Here is a 12634-nt window from a genome sequence, read left to right as displayed (position 1 = left end):
AGGCTATATATTTTACCTATCAAGGAGATAAATAAAAACTATCTCAAACCTAAGTTCTCATAGGGTTTTCTATAGCCGATTTGTTTAACAGCACCATTCTCCACCAAAATGGGACGTTTCAATAACATACCATCACTCGCTAGAAGCTTGGCTGCTTCTTGTTTTGACAAACTTCCCACCTTATCTTTCAAGCCCAGTTCACGGTATTTGATCCCGCTAGTATTGAAAAATTGTTTCACTTCAAAACCGGAAGTTTCCAACCAGTTCAAAATCACGTCTTCACTTGGTGTTTCTTCTACGATGTGGACATCTTGGTATTCCAGTCCAAGTTGATCCAATTCATTTTTTGCTTTCTTACAAGTTGAACATTTTGGGTATTCGATAAATTCTAACATCTTCTTTTCTTTCTATTTTTTATTTTCTTGAAATGCTGCACCTTCATGTTGCAAGAGCCAGGCTTTCTTTTCGACTCCAGATGCATAGCCTGTCAAACGATTGCCTGATCCCAGCACACGATGACAGGGTACGAGGATGGACCAGGGATTACGCCCCACTGCTCCACCAATCGCTTGGGCAGAAGCCACTTGCAAGTCTTGAGCTATTTGTCCGTAAGTTACTGTTTGACCATAAGGAATGGCCTGTAAGTAAGCCCAGACCCGCTTTTCAAAATCCGTTCCAATGGGAGCCAGAGGTAAGGAAGACAAAACTTGAGCACATCCATCAAAGTAAGTATCTAAATAGGAAATAACCTGGTCTAGGACAGGATGTTTCTTAACTAATTCTATACTATCTCCAGCGATTCCCCTCTCAAAATGAGTTTGGTCCTGTACCCAAATTCCATACAGATATTGCTCGTCAGCAACTAAGGATAAGGTTCCAATTGGCGACGGGTAGAGCATCTTTGCGTACTTTTTCTGCTTCATTTTTTTAATTTCTGATAGGCCAAACGTTCCCCATCAACTGGAACCTTACCAACCTGTTGGAAGCCTAGCTTTTCAAAGATATGCTGCATGGCCTTGTTTTCTGCATGCGTATCTGAGCGAAAATCTAGATAATCAAAACCTTCAATCAAGTCTTCTAGGAAAGTCTGAGCAACACCTTGTCCTTGGACATCTGCTGCCACAGCGATACGGTGAAAGACCAGATATTCTGATTCTTCCCCCTGCCAACTTCCTTCATAAATGGCTTCATAGGCTTCCTCTGGACTCTTGGTCACAGCAGCATAAGCTAGCAGTTCTCCTTCTTCCAAGGCCACATAGGCTTGGCCTGAGATGATATCATCAATAATGATATCTGCATTTGGATAGCCATTTTGCCACTGGTCGCTACCAGACTTTGCTAAGCACTTTTTGGCATCCTCCATCACCTGCATAATCGCATCAACTTCGTTTGGAAAAGCTAAACGAATCTCCATCTTTTCCCCTCATTTCTAACTGTTTTCTCTCATCATAGCATAATTTAAAGCTTTCTACAAGCAGTTGAAACTTGACTTTTGTTTTTTATTATTTTATAATCTAGTTATCGAAACTAGATAAAAAGGAGTTGGAAATGAATTCTAACTTTTCCTACCCAAAATGGGAAGACATTCCAAACATTGACCTCTATCTGGATCAGGTTTTACTCTATGTCAATCAGGTCTGTGACCCTATCTCTCCAGATAAGGACAAGGGGCTAACAGCATCCATGGTCAATAATTATGTCAAACATGGTTACCTGACAAAGCCAGACAAGAAAAAATACCAACGCAAACAGATTGCCCGTTTAATTGCTATTACTACTCTCAAGTCTGTCTTTTCGATCCAAGAAATCGCTCAGACCCTTAATACTCTGCAAACTCAAGCGAGCTCAGACCAGCTCTACGATGCTTTTGTAGACTACATGAACCATGGGATTGATCCAGAAAATCCTATTATCCAAACTAGCTGTCAAACGGTTAAACTCTATCATCAAACTCTAGACTTAATCCTTAACAAAGAAGAGGAGGAAATCCAATGAATACCAGTCTAAAACTCAGTAAAAAGCTCAGTTTTGGAGAGGAAATTGCTAATAGCGTGACCCATGCTGTGGGTGCCGTTATCATGCTCATATTACTCCCTATTTCATCCACCTATAGTTATGAAGCACACGGGTTTTTATCATCTTTTGGCGTTTCTATCTTTGTTATCAGTCTCTTTCTCATGTTCCTCTCGTCAACCATTTACCACTCTATGGCCTATGGTTCGACCCACAAATATGTCTTGCGAATCATCGACCATTCTATGATTTACGTGGCTATCGCAGGCTCTTATACGCCAGTCGTCTTGACTTTGATGAATAACTGGTTTGGCTATCTCATCATTGCCATTCAGTGGGGAACGACCATCTTTGGCATCCTCTATAAAATCTTTGCTAAAAAGGTCAATGAGAAATTCAGCCTTGCCCTTTACCTGATTATGGGCTGGTTGGTTCTGGCTATCATTCCTGCCATTATCAGTCAAACAACGCCAATTTTCTGGAGTCTCATGGTAACTGGCGGACTCTGTTATACAGTTGGAGCTGGATTTTACGCCAAGAAAAAGCCTTATTTCCACATGATTTGGCATCTCTTTATCCTAGCAGCATCTGCACTTCAATATATCGCGATTGTTTATTACATGTAAAAAAGTTGAGAATCTTTTCTCAACTTTTTTCTTTACACATATTGATAAAATACTGGTGCAAGCGAGCATCATCTGTCAATTCTGGATGAAAAGAGGTTACCAGCATATTCTGTTCTTGAGCTGCAACGATTCGATCATCAACTGTTGCTAGAATTTCTACACCCTCTCCAAGACTACTGATAATCGGACCACGGATAAAGGTCATGGGAATCTTGCCAACTCCCTTACATTCTGCTTCTGTATAAAAACTTCCTAGTTGGCGTCCATAGGCATTGCGCTCAACTACTATGTCCATAGTCGCTAGATGACTTTCTTCCTGAGAAGTGATTTCCTTAGCCAGCAAAATCAAGCCCGCACAGGTTCCAAAGACTGGTAAGCCAGAGAGAATGGCTTCTCGGATGGGAATCAACATCTGCTGGTCACGCAAGAGCTTGCCCATGGTTGTAGACTCACCGCCAGGTAATATCAAGCCGGACAAGTCACTCTGATGTTGCTGAAAATCCTCTAGATTTCTGATTTCAACACTAGTGACTCCTAATTTATCTAACACTTTTGCATGTTCTGCAAAGGCACCTTGCAAGGCTAATATTCCAATTTTCATCTATTTTCCTCGCTCAGCCATGAGAATTTGGATTTCATTCTCATTGATACCAACCATGGCTTCCCCTAGGTCTTCAGAGATTTGAGCCAGAATTTGAGGATTTTGGTAGTTGGTTACGGCCTTAACAATAGCACTTGCTCGTTTAACAGGATCGCCTGACTTGAAAATACCTGAACCGACAAAGACGCCCTCTGCACCCAGTTGCATCATTAGCGCAGCATCTGCTGGTGTTGCAACACCTCCGGCTGCAAAGTTGACAACTGGTAATTTTCCATGTTCATGAACGTATTGGACCAATTCAACAGGAACCTGGAGTTCTTTTGCTGCGACATAGAGTTCATCTTCGCGTAAATTTTGAATACGGCGAATTTCTTGATTCATCATGCGCATATGGCGAACGGCTTGAACAATGTCTCCTGTACCGGGTTCTCCTTTTGTCCGAATCATGGAAGCTCCCTCTGCGATACGACGCAAGGCTTCACCCAAATCCTTAGCTCCACAGACAAAAGGAACTTGGAATTCTTTCTTGTCCACATGGAAACGATCGTCTGCTGGAGACAGCACTTCACTCTCATCGATATAGTCAATCTCAATAGCCTCTAAAATCTGAGCTTCAACAAAATGCCCGATTCTGACCTTGGCCATCACTGGAATACTGACCGCTTCTTGAATTTCCTTAATCATCTTTGGATCACTCATACGAGAAACTCCACCAGCTGCACGAATATCAGCTGGAATCCGCTCCAAGGCCATAACAGCTGCCGCACCAGCAGCCTCTGCGATACGAGCCTGTTCAGGGTTCTGAACGTCCATGATAACCCCACCTTTGAGCATCTGTGCCAAGTTTTTATTTAGTTCATAACGATTTTCAGTCATTTCTTAATCCTCATCATTTGTATTGGTAGCTACCATTTCATTTTAAGCCAGATTAGAATGAAGTACAAGATAGAAAAACAATAATTGTCTGGGTACAGATGGATTAAAAAAACTATCTGACCTTAACTTAAGGCCAGATAGCTCAGCTATTGTTATTTTTCAGCTGTAAGTGCAGCCATTGTGATGTAGTTGTATGGTTTGTTGAAGTGTGGCAAGAAGAATAGGTCTGTCAAAGCCAATTTATCAATTGTCACATGCTCTTGGATAGCAAGTGAGAACATGTGGATTCCCATACTAATTGCAGCATCATGTGAAACCATTTGTGCACCAAGGATTTCGCGGCTGTCTTTATCAAAGACAATCTTGATGGCAACTTCGTGGTTGTCATGCTTCATAAATTCTGGTTTTTGAAGATCGTTAAAGCCAGTTTCAGTTGCATTGTAACCTGCTGCTTTTGCTTTTTCAAAAGTCAAACCAGTCGAAACCATGTGAAGTCCGTAAATTGAGATACCGTTTGATCCTTGTACACCGATTCCTTCCAATTCATGTCCACAAGCATTGTAAGCACCAACGATACCAGTACGTACAGCGTTAGATGCAAGAGCGATGTAGCTAGTGTCTTTACGAGCATTGTCATAAACAGTCGCACAGTCACCAACAGCGTATACACCTGGGATAGATGTTTCTTGTTTCTTATCTACAAGGAAGGCACCGTTGCGGAAAAGTTCAATCTTACCGTCAGCAAGAGCTGTGTTTGGACGGAAACCAACTGCAAGAACTACCATATCCACATCAAATGTTTCTTTGTCTGTTACCAAGCGTTCAACTTTACCATCACCTTGGATTGCTTTAACTGTTTGACCAAGTGCCAAGCGGATGTCATGGTCTTCCAAGTTCTTCGCCATCATTTGGGTGAAGTCTTTGTCATAGTAGCCGTTCAAGACAGTATCTACAATGTCAACAAGGACAACTTCTTTGCCAAGACGCTCAAAGGCTTCAGCAAGTTCTACACCGATGTAACCACCACCAACAACGGCAATGCGCTCAAGGTGTTTGCTCTTGTCAGCAAGTTTTTCGATGACTTCTTCTGCATTTTGGTACAACTTAACAAATTGAACATTTTCAAGGGTCGCTTTGAATTCGCGGTTACCTTTAACGATTTCTACACCTTCGATTGGAGGCAAAATAGGAGTTGAACCAGTTGCAAAGATCAATTTATCATAAGACTCTTTGTGTTCTTTACCTTCAACTTCTGCAGTCACAACTTTATTATCGTAGTCAATTGAAAGAACTGGTGAGTTCATGTAAATTTTAGCACCTTTTGCTTCCAATTTTTCTTTATCAGAGTAGAAGAGACCTTCTGGGCCATCAATTTGTTTCCCGATCCAAAGCGCCATTCCACAACCAAGGAATGAAATATTTGAGTTTTGGTCAAATACTACGATTTCGTTCTCATGACCAAAGTTATCCAACATCGTATTAATACAAGCTGTACCAGCATGGTTAGCACCAACTACAACAATTTTACTCATAGAAAAATTCCTACCTTTAATTTTTGATTTACTTTTCTAGTATATCATTTACTGTTAGCGTTTACAAGGTATTTGCTCAGAATTCTCTTTTTTTCAGAAAAAATACACTTAATATTAACAAACATTATTTTTCTATCGTTTTCATGCTAATTTTGAGCATATTTCTTGACTTTTTGTCAAAATCCATTTGTGAAAACGCTGACTTTATGGTATGCTAGTTACATGGAAAGAAAATGTAAGGGGTTTAATTTTTCTTTAACCAACTTATATTGAATGATTTCCTATGAAAAGAAAGGAGCTGGTAGCTTGTCTCTTCATTCACGTTCTGAACGGCTAATGGGAACAACTATCACGATTTCATTAGTAGATGAGCGGGCAGAAATCCTGCTTCAGGGCGCTTTTGACTTGCTCAAGGAGCTCGAATACCGCTTCAACGCCAATAGTCAAGAATCCGAACTGATGGAAATCAACTACCAGGCTGGAATCGCACCTGTTAAGGTTCATCCTGACCTGTTTGAACTGATTGCTCTTGGACTTAAGCATAGCCTAGCTCCGTCTAGCCATCTAAATATCAGTATTGGTCCCTTGATTCAAACCTGGCGAATCGGATTTGCAGATGCACGGCTTCCAGACTCTAAAGAAATCGAAGCTGTCTTGCCTCTAGTTAACCCGCATTTTATCAAGTTGGATCCGACTGACTCTACTGTTTTTTTAAAGAAGAAAGGAATGAAGCTTGATTTAGGTTGTTTAGCCAAGGGCTATAGTGCAGATAAGGTTGCCCAGTATTTGAAAGCACACGGTGTCACCTCTGCACTGATCAATCTCGGAGGAAATATCCTCACCATCGGGGATAACCAAGCCAAAGAAGGGAAAGCCTGGCAGATTGGGATTCAAGATCCGCGAAATCCTCGTGGCAACCATCTCCTAACCATTCCTGCTTCTAACAAATCCGTTGTCACTTCAGGTATCTATGAACGCCACCTGACAGTAGATGGAAAAGACTATCACCATATCTTTGATAGTGAGACAGGATTTCCTGTCGAAACCGATCTCGCTAGCCTAACGATTGTCTCTGATAAATCCGTTGATGGTGAGATTTGGACAACACGCCTTTTCGGAGAGCGAAGCGCTTCTATCCTCTGGCAAGTCGAAAGTTTAGATGGTATCGAAGCCATTCTCATCGACAAAGAGGGACGCCTTGCATGTTCTTCAGGCCTTCAAAATTGTATTATGTAAAAAGAGAAAGGAAATCTCATGCTAAAACTTATTGCCATTGTTGGAACGAACTCTAAACGTTCTACAAACCGCCAATTGCTCCAATACATGCAAAAACACTTTGCTGATAAAGCTGAAATTGAACTCGTTGAAATCAAGGACATCCCTGTTTTCAACAAACCAGCAGATAAGCAACTTCCAGCTGAAATTCTTGAAATTGCAGCTAAAATTGAAGCATCTGACGGTGTGATTATCGGTACTCCTGAGTACGACCACTCTATCCCTGCAGTTTTGATGAGCGCTCTTGCTTGGCTATCTTACGGTATCTACCCACTTTTGAACAAACCAATCATGATCACTGGTGCTTCTTACGGTACACTTGGTTCATCTCGTGCCCAATTGCAACTTCGTCAAATCTTGAATGCTCCTGAAATCAAGGCAAATGTTCTTCCAGATGAATTCTTGCTCTCACACTCTCTTCAAGCATTTAACCCAAGTGGTGACTTAGTTGACCTTGATGTCATCAAGAAATTGGATGCCATCTTTGATGACTTCCGTATCTTTGTGAAGATTACTGAAAAATTGCGCAATGCACAAGAATTGCTTCGCAAAGACGCTGAAGAATTTGACTGGGAAAATTTGTAAGATAGGAGACCGAAAGAATGAAATTTGTTGGACTTGTTGGATCAAACTACGATCAATCATATAACCGCAAACTCTTGGAATTTATTCGTCGCAATTTCAAATTCAAATTTGAATTAGAAGTCCTTGAAATTGACGAAGTTCCAATGTTTAACCAAGACGAAAAATGGGACGAAAGCTTCCAATTGCGTTTCTTGTATAACAAGATTACACGTGCTGATGGTGTCATTATCGCTACTCCTGAGCACAACCACACTATCTCAGCTTCACTCAAATCTGTACTCGAATGGCTTTCATACGAAGTTCATCCATTTGAAAACAAGCCTGTCATGATTGTGGGTGCATCATACTATGACCAAGGAACATCACGTGCCCAAGTTCACCTTCGTAAAATCCTTGATGCTCCAGGTGTCAATGCCTACACGCTTCCAGGTAACGAATTCCTTCTTGGTAAAGCTAAGGAAGCTTTTGATAACAACGGAAATATCACCAACGAAGGAACTGTTAAATTCCTTGAAACTTGCTTAGATAACTTTGTAAAATACGTAGGAGTCGTTTCGAAATTGAAAAAACCAAAACCAATTGAACCAGAAGACTTGGATTGTGGAAAACCAATTGCTACAACCATCACGGAAGTTGATCCTGACGATCCAGAATGGGTAGAAAAAGTTGCTGCAATCACTGGAGCTGTTTCTGGTGATACCTATGTCAAGTTGGACCACGGTATCTTGACCGTTAACCAAATTGATATGTTCTTGAAAGCTATGCCATTTGAATTGACATACGCTGACGACAACAACCAATTCCTCTACTACAACAATGCTCACCAAGATCCAGACACCATGTTTGCTAAACGTGTACCACCTCAATCAGGTAGCCGTATGTCGACTGTTCACAATTCTCTTCCACCAGCACGTATGAAGAACGTAGAATGGGTCATCGGAACACTTCGCAACGGAAACCAAGAATACGTCCGTACGATCGTTCCAGGTTCTCCTGCAGGCGTCATCAATACTCACAACTACCAAGCGATGTACTATCCTGACGGATCATACGCTGGTATCAATGAAATTGTCTTTAACTTCCAACCATGGCTTGACTGGTACCTAAAAGAAACGGGTCAACGTTTGGTAGGTGGTAGCGGACCATTTGCTCCTGCCGCTGGAGGTCATGGAGACGCTGATGCTACTTCTGGCGCTTCTGATTCAGGTGATGCTGGAGGCCACGGTGGTGGCGCAGACGCTACTTCTGGTGCAAGCAACTAAGAAACCCAAAAGGAGCCATTTGGCTCCTTTTGTTATTACAACAGAAAAAGGGCTTGTAAATCATCTACAGCCCCCTTTCATTTTATGAGTTAGGATCATCTAAACTGCGACCGTGTAAACCTTTTTCACGTTGCACTTGGCGTAGTTTTTCTGGTGTGACGTCATTTCCCTCTTCATCAACAATCTTAATTCCTTCAATATGGTGACGAACAGCACGACGATAGCCTTCGATGTATTCCTCACGAAGTTTAGCTTGTTCCACTTTTTCAGCAGAAGTTAAGCCTTCTGTTTTTTTCTTTTTAGCGAGCTCGTTGATACGAGCGATTTTTTTTGAATCCATGTTTATCTCCTTTGTAAAAAGATACAGTTCGTTTAATAGAGAGTCTACTTGGTATTGATTTGGTTAAAGCGTGCAAGTTTAGCTGCTTTCTTGGTTAATTGCGACAAAACAGCCAATCGATTTTGACGAATATCTTGATCATCGGTCATTACCATAGTATTCTCAAAGAAAGCATCAATAACTGGACTAAGCGCAAAGAGTTGTTCTAATTGCTGACTTGCAGTCCCTGATAAAACGAGTGATTCTACTGCTTCCGCCAAGGCTTTCTCTTCTTCATTTTCAAAGAGAGCAGGATCAACTGTTTCAGATCCTTCTGCTTTCTCAGCTAAGTTGAAAGCACGAGAGAGAGATTCGACAGACGGTTTGAAGTTTTCTTCCTTGCTTGCTTCGACGAGAGCACTTGCTGCTTCCAACATATCCGCCACGACAAAGTTCGAACTTGCAAGGACTGCTTCCTTAATGTCTTTTGGAGTAGGACCCATCATCTTATCAACACGAGCCTTGATAAAGTCCATGACCTCTGCTTTATTTTCATAAGTTAAGCTGTCGAATTTCAACGCATAAAGGCTATCAATCAACTCATCCATAGCAATGTGCCAACCAAAAGCATCCAAGATACGAACTACACCTTGAGTTGCACGACGAAGGGCATAAGGGTCATTAGAACCTGATGGAATCAAGCCTACTGAGAAGAAACTCAAAATCGTATCCAATTTGTCTGCAATGGCTAGAATGGCTCCAATCTTGCTCTCTGGGAGAGCTCCGTCCGCTGATGTAGGCATGTAGTGTTCACGAATGGCAGTCGCAACTGCTGGAGTTTCCCCAGCAAGAAGGGCATATTTCTCACCCATGATTCCTTGGAGTTCATCAAACTCACCAACCATCCCTGTCAACAAGTCAAACTTATAAATGGATGCTGCGCGGGCAAGATCAATCGTTTCATCCACTGATAAACCAGCTTTTTCCGCCAAAAGGACGGCAATCTGACCTGTACGAATCATGTGTTCACGAAGAGAACCAATCTTTTCGTGGAAGGTCACATGGTTCAATTTTTCAACAAGATCTGAAATGACCAATTTTTGGTCTTCACGCCAGAAGAATTCACCGTCTTCCAAACGAGCAACTAAGACTTTTTCATTACCCTTGATAACATTTTCCAAATGCTCTGCGTTTCCGTTACGGACTGAAATGAAGTTTGGCAAGAGTTTACCTTCTTGATCACGAACAACGAAGTAACGTTGGTGTTCCTTCATCGAAGTTACCAAGACTTCTTCTGGAACTTCAAGGTATTTGGCATCAAAACTTCCCATAAAGGCAGTTGGGTATTCAACCAAGTTCAAGACTTCATTGAGCAAATCAGCATCAATTTCGATACGTACACCATGCTCAGCTTCGATTGCTTTGATTTGATCAACAATCATTTGCTCACGTTCACGAGGAACCGCGATTACAAACTGTTCACGAAGGTCTTCTTCATAACTCAATGCTGACTGAATCTTAGTTTCTTGTCCCAAGAAACGATGGCCGCGACTCACACGACCGCCCTTGATATCAAGGAAATCCAAATCAAACTCTTGCTCGTCCAAGAGAACTGTCAAAGTGTGTACAGGGCGGATATATTCAAAGGTGTTGTTAGCCCAATGCATGCTGACAGGGAAAGTTAGTGACTTCAAGACGTCTACTACACCTGAAACAATGGCTTCAACTGATTGGCCTATTTCTTCCTTGGTGACATAGACATATTCTTCACCCTTGATTTCACGAAATTCAATATCTTCAACCGTCAAGCCTTTCCCACGGACAAATCCTTGAGCCGCTTTGGTGAAGTTTCCATCACCATCCAAGGCAATTTTCTTTGCTGGCCCCTTGAAATCTTCTGTCAAATCAGATTGCTTGTCTGCAAGACCAGTCACACGAACAGCCAAACGGCGCGGTGTTGAGAAGGTTTGAATGGCTTCAAAAGACAGGCGGTTTTCCTTGAGGAAGGCTGCCATTTTTTCACCTAGTTGTTTTTCGCTTGGAGTTACTACGTAGGCTGGTAACTCTTCAAGACCGAGTTCTACTAATAAGTTTTTTGTCATGTTTTTTCCTTTACATTTTCTTCAATCTTTTTTGATATGCACCTTAGGTACTGGGGACGTCGCTAACTAACTTTTGTGAGTCTGTAAGGAAATCTTATACCAAATAAACTAAGATTTCCAACCGTCTCATCAAAGTGGATTTAGCTGACTGATTTTTGAACCCAAGGTTTCAAAAATCCCCACATAACAGTACGGCGGTGCATATCCCTCTAGCAAGTCTTCGACTTGCCTTTAACGATTTTAGAGCACAGTATTACTTACTATTCTGCGTCTTCTGCTAAGAGTTTAGCTCGTGTTTCTTCATCCAAAAGTGGGTAGCCTAGGCGTTTGCGTTCTGCGACAAAGGTTTTGGCTACGACACGGGCCAAGTTACGGATACGAGCGATATAGCCTGCACGCTCTGTTACAGATACGGCACCACGCGCGTCAAGTAGGTTAAAGGTATGTGAACATTTGAGAACATAGTCATAGGCAGGGTGAACCAAGCCTTCTTTTAATGCACGACCAGCTTCCTTTTCAAACTTATCAAAGTTTTCAAGCAACATTTCTTGATCCGAAATTTCAAATGAATATTTTGAGTGCTCGTACTCAGGCTGGATGAAGATTTCTCCATATTTTACGCCATCAGCCCACTCGATATCATAGACAGAGTCCACTTCTTGAATGTAAGAAGCCAAACGTTCCAAACCATAGGTAACTTCCGAAGTCACAGGGCCAGTTGCCAATCCACCAACTTGTTGGAAATAAGTGAACTGAGTGATTTCCATCCCATCAAGCCAAACTTCCCAACCGAGACCAGCTGAACCAGTAGAAGGGTTTTCCCAGTTGTCCTCAACGAAACGAATATCGTGTTCCAAAGGGTTGATTCCCAATTTTTCTAAAGACTCAAGGTAAAGTTCTTGGATATTTGATGGAGAAGGCTTCATGACCACTTGGAATTGGTGGTGTTGGTAGAGACGGTTAGGATTTTCCCCGTAACGACCGTCAGCAGGACGACGTGATGGTTCTACATACGCTGCATTCCATGGCTCAGGACCAATAGCACGAAGGAAGGTATAAGGACTCATTGTCCCCGCACCTTTTTCATTATCATAAGCCTGCATGAGCATACAACCTTGGTCATTCCAAAATTGTTGCAAAGTCAAAATAATTTCTTGAAATGTTAATTTCTTAGACATTGTTTACTCCTTTTTTATAAATTCTTATGACTTTGGATACAAAAAGAACCGTGTCTTTGCTCCTAAGTCAAGTGACCTAGGGGCGTCAGAAACGCGGTTCCACCCTAATTTATTACTTCATTGTTTTTAAAAATACGACAGAAAGCGCCAGTTTCTTACCTTGTTCTACTTGGCTCCCACTACCCCAAGCTCGCTTGAAGAACGCCATAAGACTTTCTTTCCTAGCTAGTATTATAGCAGATTTTCTAGCTAGTGTAAACCAAAA

The 12634-nt window shown here is 41.7% G+C and carries 14 protein-coding genes; 5 read left to right on the top strand and 9 right to left on the bottom strand.

Translation table 11 applies throughout. The features are described from left to right. Positions 1-38: 38 nt before the first annotated feature. From ATE37_RS07075 to ATE37_RS07065, 3 genes are read right to left on the bottom strand one after another with little or no spacing between them, the layout of a single operon-like run. On the bottom strand, positions 39-395 hold the full coding sequence (locus ATE37_RS07075; RefSeq protein ID WP_042902495.1) for an arsenate reductase family protein: 357 nt from the start codon (positions 393-395) through the stop codon (positions 39-41). Between the two features lie 12 nt (positions 396-407). Next, a complete protein-coding gene (locus ATE37_RS07070; RefSeq protein WP_084868495.1) occupies positions 408-923 on the bottom strand; it encodes a methylated-DNA--[protein]-cysteine S-methyltransferase in 516 nt (171 codons plus the stop codon). Beyond that, on the bottom strand, positions 920-1414 hold the full coding sequence (locus ATE37_RS07065) for a GNAT family N-acetyltransferase (protein ID WP_084868494.1): 495 nt from the start codon (positions 1412-1414) through the stop codon (positions 920-922). The genes ATE37_RS07070 and ATE37_RS07065 overlap by 4 nt, the downstream gene beginning before the upstream one ends. Positions 1415-1548: 134 nt before the next feature. On the opposite strand from ATE37_RS07065, the gene ATE37_RS07060 reads away from it, so the two are divergent. Together ATE37_RS07060 and trhA are read left to right on the top strand one after the other, a co-directional pair. Further along, positions 1549-1995 (top strand): DUF1836 domain-containing protein, encoded by a 447-nt coding sequence (locus tag ATE37_RS07060; protein ID WP_084868493.1) that lies wholly within the window; start codon positions 1549-1551, stop codon positions 1993-1995. Next, the gene (gene trhA / locus ATE37_RS07055; protein ID WP_001097972.1) at positions 1992-2639 is read left to right on the top strand and encodes a PAQR family membrane homeostasis protein TrhA; all 648 of its coding nucleotides are present in this window, start codon (positions 1992-1994) and stop codon (positions 2637-2639) included. Before ATE37_RS07060 ends, trhA begins: the two co-directional genes overlap by 4 nt. Positions 2640-2658: 19 nt before the next feature. Here trhA and pdxT read toward each other — a convergent pair whose 3' ends face one another. The 3 genes from pdxT to nox form a co-directional block, all read right to left on the bottom strand. After that, positions 2659-3240, bottom strand: a complete 582-nt coding sequence (gene pdxT, locus ATE37_RS07050; RefSeq protein ID WP_084868492.1) for a pyridoxal 5'-phosphate synthase glutaminase subunit PdxT — start codon at positions 3238-3240, stop codon at positions 2659-2661. Further along, positions 3241-4116, bottom strand: coding sequence for a pyridoxal 5'-phosphate synthase lyase subunit PdxS (gene pdxS, locus ATE37_RS07045; protein ID WP_045616888.1), 876 nt, complete (start codon positions 4114-4116; stop codon positions 3241-3243). It abuts the gene before it with no gap. Between the two features lie 152 nt (positions 4117-4268). Continuing rightward, a complete protein-coding gene (nox, locus tag ATE37_RS07040; protein ID WP_084868491.1) occupies positions 4269-5648 on the bottom strand; it encodes a H2O-forming NADH oxidase in 1380 nt (459 codons plus the stop codon). Positions 5649-5954: 306 nt separating this feature from the next. Here nox and ATE37_RS07035 point away from each other — a divergent pair, with 306 nt between their 5' ends. The 3 genes from ATE37_RS07035 to ATE37_RS07025 are packed head-to-tail and all read left to right on the top strand — an operon-like array spanning position 5955 to position 8770. After that, on the top strand, positions 5955-6884 hold the full coding sequence (locus tag ATE37_RS07035; RefSeq protein WP_084868517.1) for an FAD:protein FMN transferase: 930 nt from the start codon (positions 5955-5957) through the stop codon (positions 6882-6884). A gap of 18 nt (positions 6885-6902) precedes the next feature. After that, entirely contained in the window at positions 6903-7508 is a 606-nt protein-coding gene (locus ATE37_RS07030) for an NADPH-dependent FMN reductase (protein WP_000915933.1), read from the top strand. 17 nt (positions 7509-7525) lie between these two features. Then, on the top strand, positions 7526-8770 hold the full coding sequence (locus ATE37_RS07025) for an NAD(P)H-dependent oxidoreductase (protein WP_084868490.1): 1245 nt from the start codon (positions 7526-7528) through the stop codon (positions 8768-8770). An 82-nt stretch (positions 8771-8852) separates the two neighbouring features. Here ATE37_RS07025 and ATE37_RS07020 read toward each other — a convergent pair whose 3' ends face one another. The 3 genes from ATE37_RS07020 to glyQ all read right to left on the bottom strand — a co-directional run bounded on the left by ATE37_RS07020 (position 8853) and on the right by glyQ (position 12369). Further along, positions 8853-9110, bottom strand: coding sequence for a DUF896 family protein (locus ATE37_RS07020; RefSeq protein ID WP_000377481.1), 258 nt, complete (start codon positions 9108-9110; stop codon positions 8853-8855). 44 nt (positions 9111-9154) lie between these two features. Further along, positions 9155-11191: a glycine--tRNA ligase subunit beta gene (gene glyS, locus ATE37_RS07015; RefSeq protein WP_084868489.1), complete on the bottom strand. Its 2037-nt coding sequence runs from the start codon at positions 11189-11191 to the stop codon at positions 9155-9157. Between the two features lie 260 nt (positions 11192-11451). After that, the gene (gene glyQ, locus ATE37_RS07010; protein WP_084868488.1) at positions 11452-12369 is read right to left on the bottom strand and encodes a glycine--tRNA ligase subunit alpha; all 918 of its coding nucleotides are present in this window, start codon (positions 12367-12369) and stop codon (positions 11452-11454) included. Positions 12370-12634 lie beyond the last annotated feature (265 nt).

This window comes from Streptococcus oralis subsp. tigurinus (assembly GCF_002093575.1).
GTDB classification, from domain to species: Bacteria; Bacillota; Bacilli; order Lactobacillales; family Streptococcaceae; genus Streptococcus; species Streptococcus oralis_CH.
The sequence above is the reverse complement of the archived record's forward strand: the minus strand, read 5'-3'. Positions and strand labels throughout refer to the sequence as shown.

Coding starts and splice junctions, on each gene's coding strand:
- ATE37_RS07060 (WP_084868493.1), top strand. CDS start 1,549: ATGAATTCTAACTTTTCCTACCCAAAATGGGAAGACATTCCAAACATT.
- ATE37_RS07065 (WP_084868494.1), bottom strand. CDS start 1,414: ATGGAGATTCGTTTAGCTTTTCCAAACGAAGTTGATGCGATTATGCAG.
- glyS (WP_084868489.1), bottom strand. CDS start 11,191: ATGACAAAAAACTTATTAGTAGAACTCGGTCTTGAAGAGTTACCAGCC.
- ATE37_RS07070 (WP_084868495.1), bottom strand. CDS start 923: ATGAAGCAGAAAAAGTACGCAAAGATGCTCTACCCGTCGCCAATTGGA.
- pdxS (WP_045616888.1), bottom strand. CDS start 4,116: ATGACTGAAAATCGTTATGAACTAAATAAAAACTTGGCACAGATGCTC.
- glyQ (WP_084868488.1), bottom strand. CDS start 12,369: ATGTCTAAGAAATTAACATTTCAAGAAATTATTTTGACTTTGCAACAA.
- ATE37_RS07020 (WP_000377481.1), bottom strand. CDS start 9,110: ATGGATTCAAAAAAAATCGCTCGTATCAACGAGCTCGCTAAAAAGAAA.
- nox (WP_084868491.1), bottom strand. CDS start 5,648: ATGAGTAAAATTGTTGTAGTTGGTGCTAACCATGCTGGTACAGCTTGT.
- pdxT (WP_084868492.1), bottom strand. CDS start 3,240: ATGAAAATTGGAATATTAGCCTTGCAAGGTGCCTTTGCAGAACATGCA.
- ATE37_RS07075 (WP_042902495.1), bottom strand. CDS start 395: ATGTTAGAATTTATCGAATACCCAAAATGTTCAACTTGTAAGAAAGCA.
- ATE37_RS07025 (WP_084868490.1), top strand. CDS start 7,526: ATGAAATTTGTTGGACTTGTTGGATCAAACTACGATCAATCATATAAC.
- ATE37_RS07030 (WP_000915933.1), top strand. CDS start 6,903: ATGCTAAAACTTATTGCCATTGTTGGAACGAACTCTAAACGTTCTACA.
- trhA (WP_001097972.1), top strand. CDS start 1,992: ATGAATACCAGTCTAAAACTCAGTAAAAAGCTCAGTTTTGGAGAGGAA.